The organism is Tabrizicola sp. M-4, from assembly GCF_051132405.1.
Classification (GTDB): domain Bacteria; phylum Pseudomonadota; class Alphaproteobacteria; order Rhodobacterales; family Rhodobacteraceae; genus Paragemmobacter.
On sequence record NZ_CP128606.1, the window covers coordinates 3,060,923 to 3,080,214 of the forward strand.

Below are 19,292 nucleotides of genomic sequence, written 5' to 3' on the forward strand. Positions count from 1 at the left end.
CGCCCATGCCCCGCTTCGTGATCGGTTTCGTCAGATTGGTCGACCGCCTGAACTACGGCGTCGGGCGCTTTGCGATGTATCTGCTCTTCGTCCTCATGGCGGTCCTGATGTGGTCCTCCATATCGAAGGCCTTCTTCACGCCCTCGCTCTGGACGCTGGAAATGGCGCAATTCGTGATGGTCGCCTATTACATCCTCGGCGGCCCCTACGCGATGCAGAACGAGGCGCATGTGCGCATGGACCTCTTCTATGCCAAGCAGACCCCCGTCCGCCGCGCATGGTGGGACGGCTTCACCGTCTTCGCCCTCATCTTCTATCTGGGCGTGATGATCTGGGGGGCCGCCGAAAGCTTCGGCTATTCGCTGGGCATCCGCTGGACCGACCCCGACACCTCCTTCCTCGGCTGGTCATGGCCGCAGATCGGCCGTCTGGAACGTAGCCCGACGGCGTGGCGTCCCTATCTCTGGCCCATCAAACTCGTGATGCTCACCGGGTTCATCCTCATGTTGCTACAGGCGCTCTCGGCATTGGCGAAGGATATCGCCACCATCCGCGGAGAGACGATCTGATGCCCTATGAAATGATCGCCGCGCTGATGTTCTCGACCATGCTCCTCATGATGATGACGGGGCAGCGGGTCTTCGGCATCATCGGTTTCGTCGCCGTGGTGGCGGCCATCTCCCTCTGGGGGACGGGCGGGCACAATATGGGCTTCTCGGCCTCGATGAAGCTGATGAAATGGTATCCGCTCCTGTCGCTGCCCATGTTCGTCTTCATGGGCTACATCATGTCGGAAAGCCGTCTGGCCGATGACCTCTATCGCATGTTCCATGTCTGGTTCGGCCCGGTTCCGGGTGGCCTTGCCATCGGGACGATCCTGCTGATGGTCCTCATCTCGGCCATGAACGGGCTTTCCGTGGCCGGCATGGCCATCGGGTCCACCATCGCCCTGCCGGAACTCCTGCGCCGTGGCTATCAGAAGGAAATGGTCACGGGTGTCATTCAGGCGGGCTCCTCTCTTGGCATCCTGATCCCGCCATCGGTCGTGCTGGTGCTTTACGCCATGATCGCCCGTGCGCCGGTGTCCGAACTCTGGCTGGCGGGCGTCATCCCCGGCCTGATGATGGCCGCGCTCTTCATCGCCTACGTGGCGATCCGCTGCCGCCTGCAACCCGAACTCGGCCCCGCGATGAGCGCGGAGGAACGCGCCACCATCACCCGCGCCGACAAGCTCCACGCCCTGCGCGCGGGCGCCCTTCCCTTCATCATCTTCTTCGCGATGATGTTCCCCTTCATCTATGGCTGGACCTCGCTCGTCGAAAGCTCGGTCATCGGCGTCGCCGCCACCGTGGCGGCCGCCGTCATCAAGGGCCGCTTCAACGCCACCGTCTTCGAGGTGGCCACCCGCAACACGCTCTTCATTTCCTGCATGTTCATGTGGGTGATCCTCGCCGCGCTCTCCTTCGGCGCGGTGTTCGATGGGCTCGGCGCGGTGAAGGCCATCGAAAGCCTGTTCGTCGAAAAGCTGGGCTTCGGGCCGTGGACCATCCTCATCCTGATGCAGGTCAGCTTCCTGCTGATGGGGATGTTCCTCGACGACACGGCGATGCTCGTGATCGTGGCCCCGCTCTACGTGCCGCTGGTCGCCACGCTCGACCTTGGCATCCCGCCCGAAGACGTGCTGATCTGGTACGGTGTCCTCTACACCATCACCTGCCAGATCGCCTATCTGACGCCCCCCTTCGGCTATAACCTGTTCCTCATGCGGGCCTTCGCGCCCCCGGAAATCACGATGGGCGACATCTACCGCTCCGTCGTGCCCTTCGTGCTGGTGATGGTGCTTGCCCTCGGCCTCATCATGGCCTTCCCGGGCATCGCCTTGTGGCTGCCAAACCTGATCTATCCGAACTGAACCACCGATGCGGGGGCCCAAACTCCGCACCCAACAAGGAGATACGCAGATGACGACCTCAAGACGTTCCTTCCTCACCAAGGGCGCATTGGCCGGTGCCGCGACCCTTGCCGCGCCGACCGTGGTCCGCGCGCAGGCCCCCATCAAGTGGCGCATGCAGACCTATGCCGGGGCCGCTCTGGGCGAACAGGTCGTCAAACCCGCCGTCGACGCCTTCAACCGCATCGCCCAAGGCCAGATGGAGATCGAACTCTTCTACGCCGACCAGCTCGTCCCCACCGCCGAACTCTTCCAGGCGCTGCAATCGGGCACCATCGACTGCGTCCAGTCCGACGATGACTCGATGGCCTCGCCCACCGAGGTGACCGTCTTCGGCGGCTACTTCCCGCTGGCGCTGCGCTACTCGCTCGACGTGCCGGCGCTCTTCAACAAATACGGGCTGAAGCAGATCTGGGAAGAGGAATACGCCGCCGTCGGGGTGAAGCACATTTCCGCCGGGTCGTGGGACCCCTGCCACTTCGCCACCAAGGACCCGATCAACAGCCTCGCCGACCTGCAGGGCAAGCGCATCTTCACCTTCCCGACCGCAGGCCGCTTCCTCACGCAATTCGGCGTCGTCCCCGTCACGTTGCCATGGGAAGACATCGAGGTTGCGATGCAGACGGGCGAGCTTGACGGCATCGCATGGTCCGGCATCACCGAGGTCTATACCGTGGGCTGGTCCAACGTGACCAACTACTTCCTCACGAACAACATCTCGGGCGCATGGATCGGGCATTTCTTCGCCAACATGGACCGCTGGAACGAAATCCCGCCGCATCTGCAGGAACTGCTGACGGTCTGCTTCGAACAGTCCCACTACTACCGCCAGCACTGGTACTGGGCGGGCGAGGCCGACCTGCGCATCAACGGCGGCAAGCTGCAACTGACCACCATCCCGGACGAGGAATGGAAGACGGTCGAAACCGCAGCGCAGGTGTTCTGGGACGAGATCGCCGCCGAATCCGATGTGAAGGCGAAGGTCGTCGACATCTTCAAGAAGTATAACGAAACCATGGTCGCGGCAGGCCGCCCCTACCGTTTCTGACGCCACCGGCGGGGGGCGGCGATCCGCCCCCCGCACCCCCCTTGCTGCCCCGTTCCCGCCGTTGCGCCGGAGGCTGCGCGAAGATATGATCAAATTCCGCCGCACGGGCATCCGGCCCGCCCCGGCAAAGTGGAGATGTCCATGCCCACGGACCTGACCACCCTTCCCCTCTGCGGCGACTGCTGGCCGCGCAAGCCCGAATTCGGCGGTGCCCTCCGGCCCCAGCCCCCCACGGGGCGCGGCTGACCACCCGGTCAACCCCCCGTTTCCCCGGCCCGTCCAAGGGCCAGCACGACCCGTTTCAAGGATGAGGCCAAAGATGCCCGGAACCATGACCCTCGACGCCCTCAAGGAAGCCGTCTCGCGCGGCGAGATCGACACCGTTCTCGTCGCCAGCGTTGACATGCAAGGCCGCCTGATGGGCAAACGCTTCCACGCCGCCTTCTTCGTCAATGGCGGCCACAAGGAAACCCATTGCTGCAACTACCTCCTCGCCGTCGACATGGAGATGAACACCGTCCCCGGCTACAAATCCGCAGGCTGGGAACAGGGCTATGGCGACTATGTGATGAAGCCCGACCTCTCCACCCTGCGCCCGCTGCCATGGCTGCCCGGCACCGCGCTCTGCCTTGCCGACCTGCTCGACCATCATACCCACGAAGAGGTCGCCATCTCCCCCCGCGCCATCCTGAAGAAACAGGTCGCCCGCGCCCGCGCCATGGGGTTCGAACCCATGATGGCCACCGAACTCGAATTCTACATCTTCGAGAACGCCTACGAGAACCTGCGCGATCAGGGCTTCGCCAACCTCAAACCCATCAGCGCCTATAACGAGGATTACCACATCTTCCAGACCACCAAGGAAGAAAGCCTCATGCGCGACGTGAGGAACCACCTCTACGGCGCGGGCATCCCGATCGAGAATACCAAGGGCGAGGCCGACAGCGGCCAACACGAGGTGAACTACCGCTATTCCGACGCGCTGGACACCGCCGACAACCACGTCATCGTGAAACAGGGCGTGAAGGAAATCGCGCATCTGAAGGGCAAGTCCGTCACCTTCATGGCCAAGTATGACCACCGCAAGGCCGGTTCCTCCTCCCATGTCCACCAGTCGCTCTGGACGCTGGACGGCAAGCCCGCCTTCTACGACCACGATGACGCGCATGGCATGTCGGCCACGATGAAGCACTTCCTCGCGGGCCAACTTGCGCATGCGCAGGAAATCACCGCCTTCCTCGCCCCCTATGTCAACAGCTACAAACGTTTCTGCATCGGCCTCTTCGCGCCGACGAAAGCGGTCTGGAGCGCCGACAACCGCACCGCGGGCTTCCGCGTCTGCGGCGAACACACCAAGGCCGTCCGCGTGGAATGCCGCATCCCCGGTTCCGATGTGAACCCCTATCTCTGCTGCGCCGCGCTGCTGGCGGCGGGGCTTGCCGGGATCGAACAGAAACTGGAACTGGAACCCGAAATGAAGGGCGACATGTATGCCGCCCGGAACGCCCGCGAAATTCCGAAAACCCTGCGCGAGGCCGCCGACCGCCTGCTCGGCTCCAGCATGCTGCGCGCGGCCTTCGGCGATGATGTGGTCGAACATTACCACCACGCCGCGCAGTGGGAGATTTCGGAAACCGATCGCGTCGTGACCGATTTCGAACTCCAGCGCCTGCTGGAACGCGCTTAACGTAGGGCGGGGTTCACCCCGCCCGCCCCGAACCGATGGCGGGGTGAACCCCGCCCTACAAGGACGACGAATATGAAACCCATCCAACTCATCTCGCCGGTCGATGGATCGGTCTATCTCGAACGCATGCCGCTTTCCCGCGACGCGGCCTTCGCCGCCGCCGCCCGCGCCAAGGCCGCGCAAAAGGCATGGGCCGCCCGCCCGCTGGAAGACCGCATCGCGCTGGTCAAGGCAGGCGTGAAGAAGCTCAACGACATGTCGGCGGTGATCGTCGAGGAAATCGCATGGCAGATGGGCCGCCCCACCCGCTTCGGCGGCGAATTCGGCGGCGTGAACGCCCGCACGGAATACATGGCTGACATCGCGGCGGCGACGCTCGCTCCCCACATGATCGAAGACAGCGACAAGTTCCGCCGCTACCTCGCCCGTGAACCGGTGGGCGTGGTGTTCATCGTGGCCCCGTGGAACTACCCCTACCTGACCACGATCAACACCCTCGTCCCGGCCCTGATCGCGGGGAACACGGTCGTCCTGAAACACGCATCCCAGACCATGAAGGTCGGCGAACGCCTCGCCGAGGCGTTCCACGCCGCAGGCATCCCCGAAGACGTCTTCCAAAACGTCGTCCTCGACCACGCCACGACCGAAGCGTTGATCGCTGCCCGCTCCTTCGGCTTCGTCAACTTCACCGGATCGGTGGCGGGTGGCGTCGCGATGGAAAAGGCAGCGGCGGGCACCTTCACGCCCCTCGGCCTCGAACTCGGCGGCAAGGACCCCGGCTATGTCCGCCATGACGCCAATCTCGACGCCGCGGTGGATACGCTCATGGACGGCGCGATGTACAACGCGGGCCAGTGCTGCTGCGGCATCGAACGCATCTACGTCCACGAAAGCCTCTACGACGCCTTCGTCGAAAAGGCCGTGGCCTGGGTCAAGACGCTGAAACTCGGCAACCCCTTCGACGCCGAAACCACCCTCGGCCCGATGGCCAACAAGCGCTTCGCCGCCGTGGTCCGCAGCCAGATCGCCGACGCCATCGCCGCAGGCGCCAAGCCCCTGATCGACCCCGCCCTCTTCCCCGCCGATGACGGCGGCGCCTATCTCGCGCCGCAGGTCCTCGTCAACGTCGACCACTCCATGCGCGTGATGACCGAGGAATCCTTCGGCCCCGTCGTCGGCATCATGAAGGTCAAGGATGACGAGGAAGCCATCCGCCTGATGAACGACTCGCCCTACGGCCTGACGGCTTCGGTCTGGACGCAGGATTACGAAACCGCGCAGGCCATCGGCCAGCGCATCGAAACAGGCACCGTCTTCATGAACCGCGCCGATTACCTTGACCCCGCGCTCTGCTGGACAGGGTGCAAGGACACCGGGCGCGGCGGCAGCCTCTCCTATCTCGGGTTCCATTCGGTGACCCGTCCGAAATCCTATCACCTCAAGAAGGTCTGAACCCCATGACCCACAACGTTCCCAACCGGAACTGGTCCTACCCCACCGCCATCAAATTCGGCGTGGGCCGCGTCAATGAACTGGCCGACCACTGCAAGGCGGCGGGCATCACCAAGCCGCTTTTCGTGACGGACAAGGCGCTGGCCTCCCTGCCCATCACGGCCGAAGCGGTCGCGGTCCTGTCCAAGGCAGGGCTGGGCACGGCGGTCTTCTCCGACGTGGACCCCAACCCCAACGAAGGCAACATGGAAGCCGGCATCAAGGTCTACAAGGCTGGCGGCCATGACGGCGTGATCTGCTTCGGCGGCGGCTCGGCACTGGATCTCGGCAAGATGATCGCGCTGATGGCGCATCAGCGCGCCGACCTCTCGGTCTGGGATCTGGAAGACATCGACGACTGGTACACCCGCGCCGACAGCGCAAAGATCGCCCCCATCGTGGCGGTCCCCACCACCGCAGGCACGGGGTCCGAAGTGGGCCGCGCGGGCGTGCTGACCAATTCCGTCACGCACAAGAAGAAGATCATCTTCCACCCCAAACTCATGCCCGCCGTCACCATCTGCGACCCGGCCCTCACCGTCGGCATGCCGAAATTCATCACCGCAGGCACCGGCATGGACGCGCTGGCGCATTGCCTCGAGGCGTTCTGTTCCCCCTTCTACCACCCGATGTCCCAAGGCATCGCGCTGGAAGGGATGCGCCTCGTCTTCGAGAACCTCCCCACCGCCTACAGCGACCCCACCAACCTCGAGGCGCGGGCGCATATGATGTCCGCCGCCGCCATGGGCGCGGTGGCCTTCCAGAAGGGGCTGGGCGCGATCCACTCGCTCTCCCACCCCGTCGGCGCAGTCTACAACACCCATCACGGCACCACGAATGCGGTTGTCATGCCCATGGTGCTGGACTTCAACCGTCCCGCGATCGAGGCCCGCATCGAAAAGGCCGCCGCCTATATCGGCATCGCGGGCGGCTTCGACGGCTTCCGTCAGGCGGTGATGAACCTGCGCGCGACGCTGAACATCCCCGCCAATCTCACCGCGATGGGGGTAGAGGCGGCGCGTCTGGACGAACTCACCGAAATGGCGCTGGAAGACCCGTCCTGCGGCGGCAACCCGCTGGAAATGACGCGCGAGAACACCCGCGCGCTCTATCAGGCCTGCATGTAACACGCCCCGGCGCGCCCTTCCCTCCCCCGTCCAGACGGGGGAGGGTCAGGGAGGGGGTGACCACCTCTGTGCAGCAAAGCACGGTTAACCATTTTCTTCCCCTCCACTCTGCTCGAATTTGTATGAACACTTTGCGGTACAGTTTACGGCACAGAACCCGGCACAGGCAAAGCGGCCCGAACCGCCCCGAATTCCCGCCGGATCGCCCGAATTAACCGTTACCCGGAGCCCCCGAAGATGCGCCACATCACCACCGACATCGCCATCATCGGCGCCGGAGTCGTGGGTCTGGCCATTGCCGAACGGCTCATCACCGAAGGCCGTGAGGTGGTGCTGATCGACCCGCACCCGCCCGGCGAAACCGTCGCCGAAACGGCGGCAAGCTACGGAAATGCCGGGACAATCGCCGATTACGCCGTCCTGCCCGTCGGCACCCCCGACGTGCTGCGAAATCTCCCCTCCCTCCTCTTCGACCGCAACTCCCCCCTCGCCATCCGCCGCGCCGCCCTGCCCGCCCTCCTGCCCTGGCTCGCCCGCTTCGCGCTGCAATCCCTGCCCCGCGCCGCCGAACGCAACGCCCGCACCATCGCCGCCCTCCTCTCCACCGCCACCACCGACTGGCGCGATCTGGGTGCCCGCATCAGTGGCCGCGACATCCTGAAAAACCGTGGCTGCCTCTATGTTTACGAGACATCCGCAGGCTTCCGCGCCGCCGAACGCGATATGGCCTTCCGCCGCTCTCTCGGCGTCACGGTCGACCTCATCGACCCCGCCACCCTGCGCCAGATGGAACCCGCCCTGCCCGAGGTGGAGGGCGGTGCCGCCTTCTTCCCGAAGGCGGTCTTCCTCGATGATCCGGGCCGCATGATCGGCCTCCTCGCCGCCCGCGTCCGCGCCGAGGCCGAGATCATCGCCACCCGCGCCGACCGCCTGACCCGCCATGTCTCGGGCGTCTCCATCTCCGGCCCCGGCCTGCATCTCCATGCCCGCCGCGCCATCATCGCCGCTGGCGCCCATTCCCGCAGCCTCGCGGCACAGGCGGGCGACCGCGTGCCCCTCGATACCGAACGCGGCTACCATGTCGAATGGGCCATGGCGCAGCCCCCCGTCACCCGTCCCACCTGCCCCACCACGCGCGGCTTCTACCTCTGCCCGATGCAGGGCCGCCTGCGCGTCGCGGGCACGGTGGAACTGGGCGGCCTCACCGCGCCCCCCTCCCCCCATCGCATCGCGAAACTCGTTGAAGGCGCACGGGAAATCTTCCCCGACCTGCCCGAACCCGACCGCTCGTGGATGGGCTTCCGCCCCTCCATGCCGGACAGCGTGCCCGTCATCGGCCCCTCCCGCGCGGGGGGCGAAATCCTGCACGCCTATGGCCACGGCCATCTTGGCGTCTCGCTCGCCCCGGTCACCGCACGCCTCATCGCGGACCTCATCGCCGGGCGCAGCCCCGAGATGGACCTCGCCCCGGTCCTGCCCTCGCGGTTCTGATCCCGGCCACAGCGCCCGTTTCGGCAAGCTTCGGTTAAGCTTCCCGCTTGATCCTCGCCCCGGTCCGGGTGAGGAAGGACGCAGTCACGAGTGTATAGGTTCCCCATGTCCGCCCAAGCCCCCCAACGCCACGCCCTCGTCACAGGGTCCGCCGGATTCATCGGCTTCCACCTCTGCCAGCGCCTGCTTGCCGATGGCTGGCAGGTGACGGGCCTCGACGGGATGACGCCCTATTACGACGTCACGCTGAAACAGCGCCGCCACGCCCTCCTTGCCGACCATCCCGCCTTCACCCCGGTCGAGGGGATGCTGGAAACCCCCGGCCTCGTCGCCGACCTCGCGGCGGGCCGCGACTGCCTGATCCACCTCGCCGCGCAGGCCGGGGTGCGCCACTCCATCGACGCCCCGCGCAGCTATGTCACCGCCAACCTCATCGGCGCGCATGAGGTGCTGGAGGCCGCGCGCAGCGCGAAACCCTCCCACCTCCTCATCGCCTCCACCTCATCGGTCTACGGCGCGAACACGGCCATGCCCTATGCCGAGCGGCACGCAGCCGATCACCCCCTTTCCTTCTATGCCGCAACCAAGAAGGCGGGCGAGGCGATGGCCCATTCCTATGCCCATCTCTACAGCATCCCCACCACGATGTTCCGCTTCTTCACCGTCTACGGCCCATGGGGCCGCCCCGACATGGCGCTTTTCAAATTCACCAAGGCAATCCTCGCGGGCGATGAGATCGACATCTACAACCACGGCTACATGCGCCGGGACTTCACCTATGTCTCTGATTTAATTGAAGGAATCTGCCGCTTGATCGCCCTGCCGCCACGCGCGCCCGCAGGCCCCGCCGACAACCTCTCCCCTGTCGCTCCTTACCGGATCGTTAACATCGGCAACGGCGCCCCCGTCGGCCTGATGGAGTTCGTTCAGGCCGTGGAACAGGCGACAGGCCGCCCCGCGCGCAAACGCCTCCTGCCCATGCAACCCGGCGACGTGCCCGAAACATGGGCCGACGCCACGCTGATCGAGGCGCTCACCGGCCCCCTGCCCCGCACCGACATCCGCGACGGCGTCCGCCGCTTCGTCGACTGGTATCGCGATTACTACGGGGTCTAGGGCCCCGCCTCACAGCATCGCGGGCACCACCTGATCCGGCGGCCTATGCCCGTCGGCAAAGGTCTTGATGTTGATGATCACTTTCTCGCCCATCTCGATCCGCCCTTCGATCGTGGCCGATCCCATATGCGGCAGCAGCACGACATTCGGCAATTCCCGCAGGCGCGGGTTGATCTCCGCCCCCCGCTCATAGACGTCCAGCCCCGCCCCCGCGATCTCCCGCGCGCGCAGCATCCGCGTCAGGGCATTCTCGTCGATCACCTCCCCGCGCGAGGTGTTGACGATCACGGCAGACGGCTTCAACAGCTTCAACCGCCGCGCATTCATCAGGTGATAGGTCGATGGCGTATGCGGGCAGTTGATGGAAATCACGTCCATCCGGGCGATCATCTGGTCAAGGCTCTCCCACCACGTCGCCTCAAGCTCCGCCTCCACCTCCGGGCGAAGACGGCGGCGGTTGTGGTAATGGATCTGCATCCCGAAGGCCCGCGCGCGTTTCGCCACCGCCTGCCCGATGCGCCCCATGCCAAGGATGCCCAGCCGCTTGCCCCCGATCCGCCCCCCCAGCAGCGCCATGGGCGACCAGCCCGGCCATTCGCCCGACTGCATCACCGCCAACCCCTCCGGAATGCGCCGCGTGACGCCAAGGATCAGCGCCATGGTCATGTCGGCGGTATCCTCCGTCACCACGCCGGGCGTGTTGGAAACGAGGATGCCCCGCTGCCGCGCCGTCGCCACGTCGATATGGTCCACCCCCGCGCCGTAATTCGCGATCAGCTTAAGCCGGTCCCCGGCCTGCCCCAGAAGACCCGCATCGATCTGATCGGTGATCGTGGGCACCAGAACATCCGCCCGCTGCATCGCCAGCGCCAGTTCCTCGCGCGTCATCGGCAGGTCCGGATCGCGCAACTCGACGTCGAAGAGTTCCTTCATCCGGGTTTCAACCGGCTCGGGCAACCGTCGCGTCACGACAACACTCAAGCGGCCTGCGGGCATCGGCATCCTCCCTGCACTTCCAAATCCGTTCCCTCGGTGGCAAAGTGGCGGGAAGCGTGGGCAGGCACAAGCCCCCGAAGCAAGAGGTGCGCGCGACGACGCGGACCCGATGGGCAGTAAGGCCCCCTCCGGCCAACCGGATGCGGGCAAAGGACAGGCGGTTGTGATGACAGGTCGCGTAGGCTGGGCGCTGGCGGGTGTTCTTGTGCTGGGGGGCATTCCCGCCCTCGGGCAAGAGGTGACGCGGCCCATGCCGCGCCCCGATGGCCTCGTCCCCGCCGCCGCCCAACCCGCCCCGCCACCAGAGGCCGCCCCGCCGCTCGCCGCTCCGTCCCCTGCACCGGCGGCCACAACCCCGACGGATGGCACCGCTGCCGCCGCTCAGGCGGCATCCCCCACCTCCAAGGCCCCGCTCCGCGATCCGAACCGCGGCGCGGTCACCAACCTGCCCCTGCCCCGCTATGTCAGCCTGAAGGGCAACGAGGGCAACGCCCGCCGCGGCCCCGGCCTGACCCACCGCATCGACTGGGTCTTCACACGGTCCGGCATGCCCTTGAAGATCACCGCGGAATACGAGAACTGGCGCCGGGTCGAAGATGCCGAAGGCGTCGGCGGCTGGGTGCATTACTCGCTCCTCTCCGGCGTCCGCTCGGTCCTGATCGCCGCCGACATCGCCGAATTCCACAGCCGCCCGCAGGCCGAGTCCGAGGTGATCTTCAAGGCCGAACGCAATGTCGTCGGCTGGGTTCAGGAATGCGAGGCCGACTGGTGCCGCATCTCGGTCGACGGGGAACGGGGCTGGGTCGAGAAGGCTTCGCTCTGGGGCGTGGCTCCCGGCGAAGTGGTGGAATGATCCGATTGCGAGTCACTCTCGCTTGATCCCGGTGCAGGGGCTTTGATACCGGGCGGCCAACAGTCCGTCACAGTCCGAGTCCTTGCCATGTCCCTGCCCGAACAGACCCGCATGACCATCTCCGCCGGGATCGCCTCGGTCCTCGTGGCGGGCACTCTGGTGGGGCTGAAGCTCTGGGCGCTGGGCCAGACAGGCGCGCTTTCGGTCGCTGCCTCGCTTGCCGACAGCGCGATGGACCTGATGGTCAGCCTCGGCGCCATGGCCGCCATCATCTATGCCGCCAAACCCGCCGACGAGGACCACGCCTTCGGCCACAGCTCCGCCGAAGACCTTGCCGCGCTGGGGCAATCCATCTTCATCGTCATCGCGGCCCTCGCCATCGGCTGGGGCGCGGTCGACAGGCTCCTGTCACCGGACCCCACCCCGCTTGCCGACGAAGGCTTCGGCATGGTGGTGATGTCGATCTCCATCCTGCTGACCCTCGCCCTCGTGTGGTGGCAGGGCCGCGTCGCCCGCCGCACCGGCAGCAAGGTCGTCGCGGCGGATCGCCTGCATTACCTTGGCGACCTCCTGCCCAACATCGGCGCGATCCTCTCGCTCTGGGCCTCCAGCCGCTTCGGCCTTGCCTCCATCGACTCCATCGTTGCCCTCGGTGCCGCCGCGATGCTGATCCTCGGCGCGGTCAAGATCGGCAAGGGCGCATGGGATGCACTCATGGACCGCCGCGCCGATCCGGCCATCGTCGAGGGCATCGGGCGCATCGCCGAAGGCTGGCCGGGCGTGCATGGCTATCACGACCTCAAGACCCGCACCGCTGGCAGCCGCGTCTTCGTCAACATCCATATCGAACTGGACGGCGACCAATCCCTGCGCGATGCCCATTCCATCGGCGCAGGCCTCCGCCGCGCGATCCTCGATGCTTACCCGCAGGCCGATGTCATCGTGCACAAGGATGTTGCCCGCGACGCACAATCCCCCGGAACCGCACAGACGCATTGATCCCCATACAATCGCTCCATCGCCAACCGCTCTTGGCTGTGGCAATGTTGAAGTGGCCCCTTGCGCCCACGGGGCATGAAATTTATTATTCAACCGTATAATTCACGGGCACCCCATGACGTCTCAAGTCCTCCGCCGCCCCTATCGCCGCGAGGGCGAGGAAAAGCGCCGCGACGATCTGATCGCAGCGGCCATGTCCCTCGTCGCCGAAGGCGGGCCCGAGGCCGCCACCGTCCGCGCCATTGCCGCCCGTGCCGGGGTGACGCCGGGCCTCATCCGGCACTACTTCCAGTCGAAAGAGGAACTCACCCATGCCGTCTACCGGCAGGTGATGGAGGCCATGACGCACGAAGCGCTGCGCGCCGCCGCCGCCCAGCCGCAGGATGACCCGGTGGGTCGCCTTGCGGCCTTCATCGCCGCGAATTTCCGCCCCCCCGTGATGACCACCTTGCTGGTCGGTGTCTGGGCGGGCTACATGCATCTGGGCCGCAACGACCCCGTGATGCACGACATCCACGAGGCCACCTATCTAGGCTATCGCGACCGCCTGCAGGAACTGATCGCCGCCCTTCCCCGCCCGGCAGACCCCGCCCGCGACCGTCGCGAGGCCATTGCCTGCAATGCCCTGATCGACGGGCTGTGGATCGAAGGGGGCTCGCTGCCGGACAACTTCGACAGAGGCGAATTGCTGCGCATCGCGCTGGACGGCATCGGAGCGATGCTGGGCGTCCGCTTCCCCGCCTCCGCCTATTCCGACCTCCCAGACAGAAAGACCCACGCATGAGATACGCCCCCGTCACCGAACGCCTCGCCGGATTGGGCGGCGCGAAATGGGAGATCCATGCACTGGCCCGCCGCATGCAGGCCGCCGGTGAACCCGTGATCGAACTCACCATCGGCGAACCCGACGTCCCCACCCCCGCCACGCTTATGGAAACCGCCCATGCCGCGATGCTTGCCGGTCGCACGGGTTACTCCAACGGACGGGGCGAACCCGCGCTGCTCGCCGCCCTCTCGGCCCGCTACAGCGCCCGGCGCGGGCGTCCGATCGGCAAGGATCAGATCATGTGCCTGCCCGGCACCCAGACCACGCTTTATGCCATCCTCCAGACCTTGGTCTCCGAAGGCGACGAGGTGCTGGTGGGCGATCCCATGTATGCCACCTATGAAGGCCTGATCCGCGCCACCGGCGCCGCCGTCATCCCCGTACCGCTGCGCCCCGAGGCGGGCTTCCGGATGCAACCCGCCGATGTGGCTGCCCGCATCACGCCCCGCACCCGCGTCCTCTTCCTCAACAGCCCGCACAACCCCACCGGGGCGGTCCTCACGAAGGACGACCTCACCGCCCTTTGCCATCTCGCCGCCGCCCATGACCTCTGGGTCCTCTGCGACGAGGTCTACGAAGATCTCTGCTTCCCCGGCGTGACCTTCGCCTCCCCCCTCGATCTGCCCGAATTCGCCGACCGCGTCATCGTCGCCTCCTCCATTTCCAAATCCCACGCCGCCCCCGGCTTCCGCTCCGGCTGGTGCATCGGCCCGGCTGAATTCTGCGCCCGCCTCCTGCCGCTGTCGGAAACCATGCTCTTCGGCAGCCAACCCTTCATCGCCGACATGACCGCCGCCGCCATCTCCGCCCCCTCCCCCGTCGCGGCCGAGATGATGGCCCGCTTCCAGCGCCGCGCCACCCTGATCCGCGACCGGCTCGACGGTGTGTCAGGCCTTCAGGTCCACATGCCGCAGGCGGGCATGTTCGCCCTGCTCGACATCCGCGCCACAGGGATGACCGGCGATGCCTTCGCCCGCGCCCTGCTGGCCGAGGCGAAAGTCGCCACCATGCCCGGCGAAAGCTTCGGCACCGCCCTCGCAGGCTGGCTCCGCCTCTCCCTCACCCAACCCGATGATCGCATCGCAGAGGCCTGCACCCGCATCGCCGCCTTCGCCGCAGCCCGGAGGATGGCGGCATGAGGACGGTCGGTCAGGCCCTCGTCGAAGGATTGAAGGCGCGCGGGGTCGAGGTGGTATTCGGCATCCCCGGCGTCCACACGATCGAACTCTACCGTGGCCTCGCCGGTGGCGGCATCCGCCATGTCACCCCCCGCCACGAACAGGGCGCGGCCTTCATGGCCGACGGCTATGCCCGCGCCTCCGGAAAACCCGGCGTTGCCTTCGTCATCACCGGTCCCGGCCTCCTGAACGCCCTCACCGCCATGGGTCAGGCCAAGGCCGACTCTGTCCCGATCCTCGTCATCTCCGGCGTCAACCGGCGCAACAGCCTTGGCAGGGGCCTCGGCCTCCTGCACGAACTCCCCGATCAGGCCGCCATGGTCCGCCCCCTCTGCCCCACCGAACGGCTGGAGGACCCCGCCGATCTCGAACCCTTGCTCGACCGGGCCTTTGCCAACCTCCTTACCGGACGTCCCGGCCCCGTGCATATCGAGATCCCGACCGACGTGATGCCACTGGCCGCGCCCGCGGCCCCCCGCGCGCCCCTTCCCACGCGCCCCGGTCCCGACGCAAAACAGATCGCTCAGGCAGCCCAACTGCTGAACGCCGCCCGGCGCCCCGTGATCCTAGCAGGCGGCGGCGCGCGCGGCTGCGATGCGGCCCTGCGTCAGCTAGCCGAAACCCTCGACGCGCCTGTGATCCTTACGGTGAACGCGCGCGGCATGCTGCACGCCCACCCGCTTTGCGTCCCCGGTTCCCCCTCGCTCGACGCCCCGCGCGATCTCATCCGGCAGGCCGACCGGATCCTCGCCCTCGGCACCGAACTCGGCCCCACCGATTACGACATGTATGTGCGCGGCGGCTTCCCCGATCTGTCCGGCATGATCCGCGTCGATGTCTGCGCCGATCAACTCGCCCGTCATCCGGCCGCGCTCACGATCAAGGCCGAGACGGCCCCCACCATCGCGGCCCTGCTTCCCCATCTCGCGGCGAAACAGGCCGAGGGCCCCTCCCGCGCCGCCACCGCACGCGAAAAGGCCCGTACCGAACTCGCACACCTCCATCCCGCCATGCCCTCCCAGCTCGCGATGGTCGAGGCGATCCGCACCGCCCTCCCCGGCGCGCAGATCGTGGGCGACAGCACCCAGCCGGTCTATGCCGCCAACCTCTTCTACGACCATGACCGCCCCGGCGGCTGGTTCAACGCCGCCACCGGCTTCGGTGCGCTGGGCTTCGGCCCCGGCGCATCCATCGGCGCGGCCATCGCCAATCCCGGCACGCCCACTGTCTGCCTCATCGGCGATGGCGGCCTGCAATTCGACCCTGCCGAACTGCGCGTCGCGGTTGACGAAAACCTTCCGCTCACCTTCCTCGTCTGGAACAACGCCAGCTACCGCGAAATAGCCGAGGCCATGCGCGACGCCCAGACCGAGATCATCGGCTGCAGCCCCAGCCCCCTGAACCTCGCCCCCTTCGCCGCCGCCTGCAACCTGACCTTCCAAAGCGTCCCCGAAGACCCCGCCGCCTTGCACGCCGCCCTTTCCGAACCACAGTCCGGCCCGCGACTGATCGAAATCCGCGTCACCTCCTGAGGCATTGGGCTTCGTCTCGGCCAAAATACCCTCGGGGGGTGCGGGGGGCGAAGTGCCCCCGCCATCCGAGCCGGAGCGCGGCACGCGCGCAGGCGAGAGGAAAGGCTTGCGCCGCGCCCTTCGCGCGGCGCTCCGATTGGCAGCATTTGCATTTGATCAAATTCCGCGCCATAAGCAGGGCAAAGCCCAGACGGACCCGACTCCATGACCGAGATCATCGCCGGCATCCCCCGCTCCAGACTTGATGCCATCGCCCGGCGCGAGGCGGACCGCTACGCCGCCTCCCGCCCAAAGGCCGCCATCGCGCTGCAACAGGGCGCGGGCCATTGGCTGAACGGCGTGCCCATGCACTGGATGGCCGATTGGCCCATGCCCCACCTGCCGCTGGTGGCCAAGGCGCAGGGCGCGAAACTCACCGATATCGACGGCCACCGGATCGACGACTTCTGTCTTGGTGATACCGGCTCCATGTTCGGCCATTCGCCACAACCGGTCGCCAAGGCGATCAAGGCGCAGGCCGCCCGCGGCCTGACCTACATGCTGCCGACCGAAGCCGCGATGGAGGCAGGCCGCCTGCTGACTGAACGCTTCGGCACCTTCCGCTGGCAGATCGCCACCACCGCGACCGACGCCAACCGCTTCTCCCTCCGCGTGGCCCGCGCCGTGACGGGGCGGCCCAAGGTCCTCGTCTTCAACGGGTGCTATCATGGCACGCTCGACGACACGATGGTGGAACTCGCGGGCGGCACCACCATCAACCGCGCGGGTCTCGTGGGGCAGGTGCAGGACCTGACCAAGGCCGCCATGGCCGTCGAATTCAACGACCTCGCCGCAGTCGAAGCCGCGCTGAAATCGGGCGAGATCGCCGCCATCCTCACAGAACCGGTCATGACCAATTCCTGCATGGTCCTGCCCGAACCGGGTTTCCACGCGGGCCTGCGCGCACTCGCCACGCAATATGGCGCCCTGCTGATCATCGACGAGACGCATACGATCTCCTCCGGGCTTGGCGGCTATACCGCCGTACATGGCCTGGACCCCGACATGTTCGTCGTCGGCAAATGCGTGGCTGGAGGTCTGCCCACCGCCGTCTGGGGCATGCGCCCCTCGGTGGCCGACCGCTTCGCCGCCTACAACGAGACCCGCGAGCCGGGCCATTCCGGCATGGGCACCACGCTTTCGGCCAATCCCATGCAATTCGCCTGTCTCACCGCCACGCTCGCCGAGGTGATGACGCCGGAAAACTACGCCCATATGGAAGCTGGCGCAGATCGCCTTGCCTCCGGTCTGTCCAAGGTTATCGAAACGCACAGGGCCCCTTGGCATGTCGTCCGCGTCGGCGCCAGGGTGGAGTTCATCTGCGCCCCCGGCCCCTTGCGCAACGGAACCGAGGCGCACCATGCCCACCAGCCCGAGGTGGAAGGCGTCGTCCACACCTCTCTGCTCAACCGCGGCTGCCTCATCGCGCCCTTCCACAATATGATGCTCGTCAGCCCTGCCACGACGGATCGCCAGATCGACCGCCTGATCGCGGCCTTCGACGACATCCTCACCGACCTCTTTCCCGGAAACGAAGAATGACCACGCAAAGCCCCTCCGGCTCATGCCGCGCCGAGGCCGAAGCCTTTCTCGCCGCCCATCCCGAAATCGAGGCCTTCGACATCGTCCTGCACGATTCGAACGGGATCGGGCGCGGCAAGATCATCCGTCGCCATGAGCTGCTTTCGCTTTACGACAATGGCCGCCATCTGCCCATTTCGATCCTCGGCCTAGACATCTGCGGCGAGGATGTCCATGAAACAGGCCTGATCTGGGATCAGGGCGATGGCGACCTGCGCGCTTGGCCCATCCCCGGCAGCCTCATCCCGCTGCACGCCACAAAGCCCGCGCGGGGCGAATTGCTGATGTCGATGTACGACCTCGACGGCAACCCCATGACCTCCGACCCGCGCCACGCCCTGCAACGACAGGTCGACGCGCTGGCCGCCGAAGGCCTGCACCCCGCGGGGGCCTTCGAGCTGGAGTTCTTCCTGCTGGCCAATGACCGTGGCCCCGATGGCAAGGTGCAACCCGCCCGCGACGTGCTGGACGGGCGCGGGTCGCACAAGACGGAAGTCTATTCCGTCGATCACCTGCACGGGATGCTGCCGCTGTTCAGCGACATCTACGCCGCCGCCGAGAAGGCCGGGATCAAGGCCGAGACGATGATCTCCGAATACGCGCCCGGCCAATACGAACTGACGCTGCACTACCGCACCGACGTGATGCAGGCCGCCGACGACCTGATGCGCCTGAAGCGGATCGTCCGCCTGCAGGCCCGCCAGCATGGCGTCACCGCCTGCTTCATGGCCAAGCCGGTGGAGAATTACGCCGGATCGGGGATGCATTTCCACGTCTCCCTCTGCGATGCCGATGGACGCAACGTCTTCATCGAGACGGTCGAGGGGCAATGGAACCCCACCCTTCTGCACGCCTTGGGCGGACTGCGCGCGACGATGGGCGAATCGATGCTGGTCTTCGCCCCGCATGCCAATTCATGGCGCCGCTTCGCCGCGCAAAGCTATGCCCCGGTCAGCCCAACCTGGGGGGTGAACAACCGCTCCGTCGCCCTGCGCATCCCGGCGGGCGACATCAAGGCGCGGCGCATCGAACACCGCCCCGCCGGCGTGGATGCAAACCCCTATCTGGTGGCGACCACGGTGCTGGCCGGCATCCGGCACGGCTTGAAACACCGCATCGATCCCGGCCCGGAAACAACCGGAAACGGCTATGCCGAGGCGCAGGATGCCCCCCCGATCCCGGTCGACTGGCGCTCGGCCATCGTCGCGGCACAGGGCTCCGCCTTCCTGAAAGAGGCGCTGGGCGAGGACATGCACCGCACCTTCACCGCGATCAAGGCCGCCGAATACGCGCGCGTGGCACGAACGGTGAGCGAGGTCGATTTCGACCTCTACCTCCACACCGTCTAACCCCTCAATCGCCGCGATTTTTCTGCGA

Annotated in this window: 16 protein-coding genes; 15 read left to right on the forward strand and 1 reads right to left on the reverse strand. The window is 66.5% G+C overall.

Going from position 1 to position 19,292, the window contains the following annotated elements; translation table 11 throughout:
* The first annotated feature begins 5 nt into the window (after nucleotides 1–5).
* The 8 genes from TabM4_RS15005 to TabM4_RS15040 all read left to right on the forward strand — a co-directional run bounded on the left by TabM4_RS15005 (nucleotide 6) and on the right by TabM4_RS15040 (nucleotide 9,911).
* The gene (locus TabM4_RS15005) at nucleotides 6–569 is read left to right on the forward strand and encodes a TRAP transporter small permease subunit (RefSeq protein WP_434614007.1); all 564 of its coding nucleotides are present in this window, start codon (nucleotides 6–8) and stop codon (nucleotides 567–569) included.
* Nucleotides 569–1,912, forward strand: a complete 1,344-nt coding sequence (locus TabM4_RS15010; protein ID WP_434614010.1) for a TRAP transporter large permease — start codon at nucleotides 569–571, stop codon at nucleotides 1,910–1,912. Before TabM4_RS15005 ends, TabM4_RS15010 begins: the two co-directional genes overlap by 1 nt.
* Nucleotides 1,913–1,961: 49 nt before the next feature.
* Nucleotides 1,962–2,999, forward strand: a complete 1,038-nt coding sequence (locus tag TabM4_RS15015) for a TRAP transporter substrate-binding protein (protein WP_434614013.1) — start codon at nucleotides 1,962–1,964, stop codon at nucleotides 2,997–2,999.
* A 319-nt stretch (nucleotides 3,000–3,318) separates the two neighbouring features.
* A complete protein-coding gene (locus TabM4_RS15020) occupies nucleotides 3,319–4,686 on the forward strand; it encodes a glutamine synthetase family protein (RefSeq protein ID WP_434614016.1) in 1,368 nt (455 codons plus the stop codon).
* Between the two features lie 72 nt (nucleotides 4,687–4,758).
* A complete protein-coding gene (locus TabM4_RS15025; protein WP_434614019.1) occupies nucleotides 4,759–6,138 on the forward strand; it encodes an aldehyde dehydrogenase family protein in 1,380 nt (459 codons plus the stop codon).
* A gap of 5 nt (nucleotides 6,139–6,143) precedes the next feature.
* Nucleotides 6,144–7,304, forward strand: a complete 1,161-nt coding sequence (locus TabM4_RS15030) for an iron-containing alcohol dehydrogenase (protein ID WP_434614022.1) — start codon at nucleotides 6,144–6,146, stop codon at nucleotides 7,302–7,304.
* Nucleotides 7,305–7,541: 237 nt separating this feature from the next.
* Nucleotides 7,542–8,795, forward strand: coding sequence for an NAD(P)/FAD-dependent oxidoreductase (locus tag TabM4_RS15035; RefSeq protein WP_434614024.1), 1,254 nt, complete (start codon nucleotides 7,542–7,544; stop codon nucleotides 8,793–8,795).
* 105 nt (nucleotides 8,796–8,900) lie between these two features.
* Nucleotides 8,901–9,911 carry an NAD-dependent epimerase/dehydratase family protein gene (locus TabM4_RS15040; protein ID WP_434614027.1) on the forward strand — a complete coding sequence of 337 codons (1,011 nt, stop codon included), beginning with the start codon at nucleotides 8,901–8,903 and terminating at the stop codon, nucleotides 9,909–9,911.
* 9 nt (nucleotides 9,912–9,920) lie between these two features.
* On the opposite strand, the gene TabM4_RS15045 is transcribed toward TabM4_RS15040, so the two are convergent.
* Nucleotides 9,921–10,907, reverse strand: a complete 987-nt coding sequence (locus TabM4_RS15045; protein ID WP_434614030.1) for a 2-hydroxyacid dehydrogenase — start codon at nucleotides 10,905–10,907, stop codon at nucleotides 9,921–9,923.
* A 166-nt stretch (nucleotides 10,908–11,073) separates the two neighbouring features.
* Between TabM4_RS15045 and TabM4_RS15050 the strand changes: the two genes are divergently transcribed.
* The 7 genes from TabM4_RS15050 to TabM4_RS15080 all read left to right on the forward strand — a co-directional run bounded on the left by TabM4_RS15050 (nucleotide 11,074) and on the right by TabM4_RS15080 (nucleotide 19,264).
* Nucleotides 11,074–11,760: an SH3 domain-containing protein gene (locus tag TabM4_RS15050; RefSeq protein ID WP_434614033.1), complete on the forward strand. Its 687-nt coding sequence runs from the start codon at nucleotides 11,074–11,076 to the stop codon at nucleotides 11,758–11,760.
* Between the two features lie 111 nt (nucleotides 11,761–11,871).
* Complete coding sequence (locus TabM4_RS15055) at nucleotides 11,872–12,759, forward strand: cation diffusion facilitator family transporter (RefSeq protein ID WP_434614036.1); 888 nt, start codon at nucleotides 11,872–11,874, stop codon at nucleotides 12,757–12,759.
* Between the two features lie 115 nt (nucleotides 12,760–12,874).
* Complete coding sequence (locus tag TabM4_RS15060) at nucleotides 12,875–13,543, forward strand: TetR family transcriptional regulator C-terminal domain-containing protein (protein ID WP_434614038.1); 669 nt, start codon at nucleotides 12,875–12,877, stop codon at nucleotides 13,541–13,543.
* Nucleotides 13,540–14,724, forward strand: a complete 1,185-nt coding sequence (locus TabM4_RS15065) for a pyridoxal phosphate-dependent aminotransferase (protein ID WP_434614041.1) — start codon at nucleotides 13,540–13,542, stop codon at nucleotides 14,722–14,724. Before TabM4_RS15060 ends, TabM4_RS15065 begins: the two co-directional genes overlap by 4 nt.
* The gene (locus TabM4_RS15070; protein ID WP_434614043.1) at nucleotides 14,721–16,295 is read left to right on the forward strand and encodes a 5-guanidino-2-oxopentanoate decarboxylase; all 1,575 of its coding nucleotides are present in this window, start codon (nucleotides 14,721–14,723) and stop codon (nucleotides 16,293–16,295) included. The genes TabM4_RS15065 and TabM4_RS15070 overlap by 4 nt, the downstream gene beginning before the upstream one ends.
* A gap of 204 nt (nucleotides 16,296–16,499) precedes the next feature.
* Nucleotides 16,500–17,876 carry an aspartate aminotransferase family protein gene (locus TabM4_RS15075; protein ID WP_434614046.1) on the forward strand — a complete coding sequence of 459 codons (1,377 nt, stop codon included), beginning with the start codon at nucleotides 16,500–16,502 and terminating at the stop codon, nucleotides 17,874–17,876.
* On the forward strand, nucleotides 17,873–19,264 hold the full coding sequence (locus TabM4_RS15080) for a glutamine synthetase family protein (protein ID WP_434614049.1): 1,392 nt from the start codon (nucleotides 17,873–17,875) through the stop codon (nucleotides 19,262–19,264). Before TabM4_RS15075 ends, TabM4_RS15080 begins: the two co-directional genes overlap by 4 nt.
* The last annotated feature ends 28 nt before the right edge of the window (nucleotides 19,265–19,292 follow it).

Bases quoted from the DNA above. Each gene is read 5' to 3' on its own strand.
- TabM4_RS15080 (WP_434614049.1), top strand. From the start codon at position 17,873: ATGACCACGCAAAGCCCCTCCGGCTCATGCCGCGCCGAGGCCGAAGCC.
- TabM4_RS15025 (WP_434614019.1), top strand. From the start codon at position 4,759: ATGAAACCCATCCAACTCATCTCGCCGGTCGATGGATCGGTCTATCTC.
- TabM4_RS15040 (WP_434614027.1), top strand. From the start codon at position 8,901: ATGTCCGCCCAAGCCCCCCAACGCCACGCCCTCGTCACAGGGTCCGCC.
- TabM4_RS15015 (WP_434614013.1), top strand. From the start codon at position 1,962: ATGACGACCTCAAGACGTTCCTTCCTCACCAAGGGCGCATTGGCCGGT.
- TabM4_RS15045 (WP_434614030.1), bottom strand. From the start codon at position 10,907: ATGCCCGCAGGCCGCTTGAGTGTTGTCGTGACGCGACGGTTGCCCGAG.
- TabM4_RS15005 (WP_434614007.1), top strand. From the start codon at position 6: ATGCCCCGCTTCGTGATCGGTTTCGTCAGATTGGTCGACCGCCTGAAC.
- TabM4_RS15060 (WP_434614038.1), top strand. From the start codon at position 12,875: ATGACGTCTCAAGTCCTCCGCCGCCCCTATCGCCGCGAGGGCGAGGAA.
- TabM4_RS15010 (WP_434614010.1), top strand. From the start codon at position 569: ATGCCCTATGAAATGATCGCCGCGCTGATGTTCTCGACCATGCTCCTC.
- TabM4_RS15075 (WP_434614046.1), top strand. From the start codon at position 16,500: ATGACCGAGATCATCGCCGGCATCCCCCGCTCCAGACTTGATGCCATC.
- TabM4_RS15050 (WP_434614033.1), top strand. From the start codon at position 11,074: ATGACAGGTCGCGTAGGCTGGGCGCTGGCGGGTGTTCTTGTGCTGGGG.
- TabM4_RS15035 (WP_434614024.1), top strand. From the start codon at position 7,542: ATGCGCCACATCACCACCGACATCGCCATCATCGGCGCCGGAGTCGTG.
- TabM4_RS15070 (WP_434614043.1), top strand. From the start codon at position 14,721: ATGAGGACGGTCGGTCAGGCCCTCGTCGAAGGATTGAAGGCGCGCGGG.
- TabM4_RS15030 (WP_434614022.1), top strand. From the start codon at position 6,144: ATGACCCACAACGTTCCCAACCGGAACTGGTCCTACCCCACCGCCATC.
- TabM4_RS15055 (WP_434614036.1), top strand. From the start codon at position 11,872: ATGACCATCTCCGCCGGGATCGCCTCGGTCCTCGTGGCGGGCACTCTG.
- TabM4_RS15065 (WP_434614041.1), top strand. From the start codon at position 13,540: ATGAGATACGCCCCCGTCACCGAACGCCTCGCCGGATTGGGCGGCGCG.
- TabM4_RS15020 (WP_434614016.1), top strand. From the start codon at position 3,319: ATGCCCGGAACCATGACCCTCGACGCCCTCAAGGAAGCCGTCTCGCGC.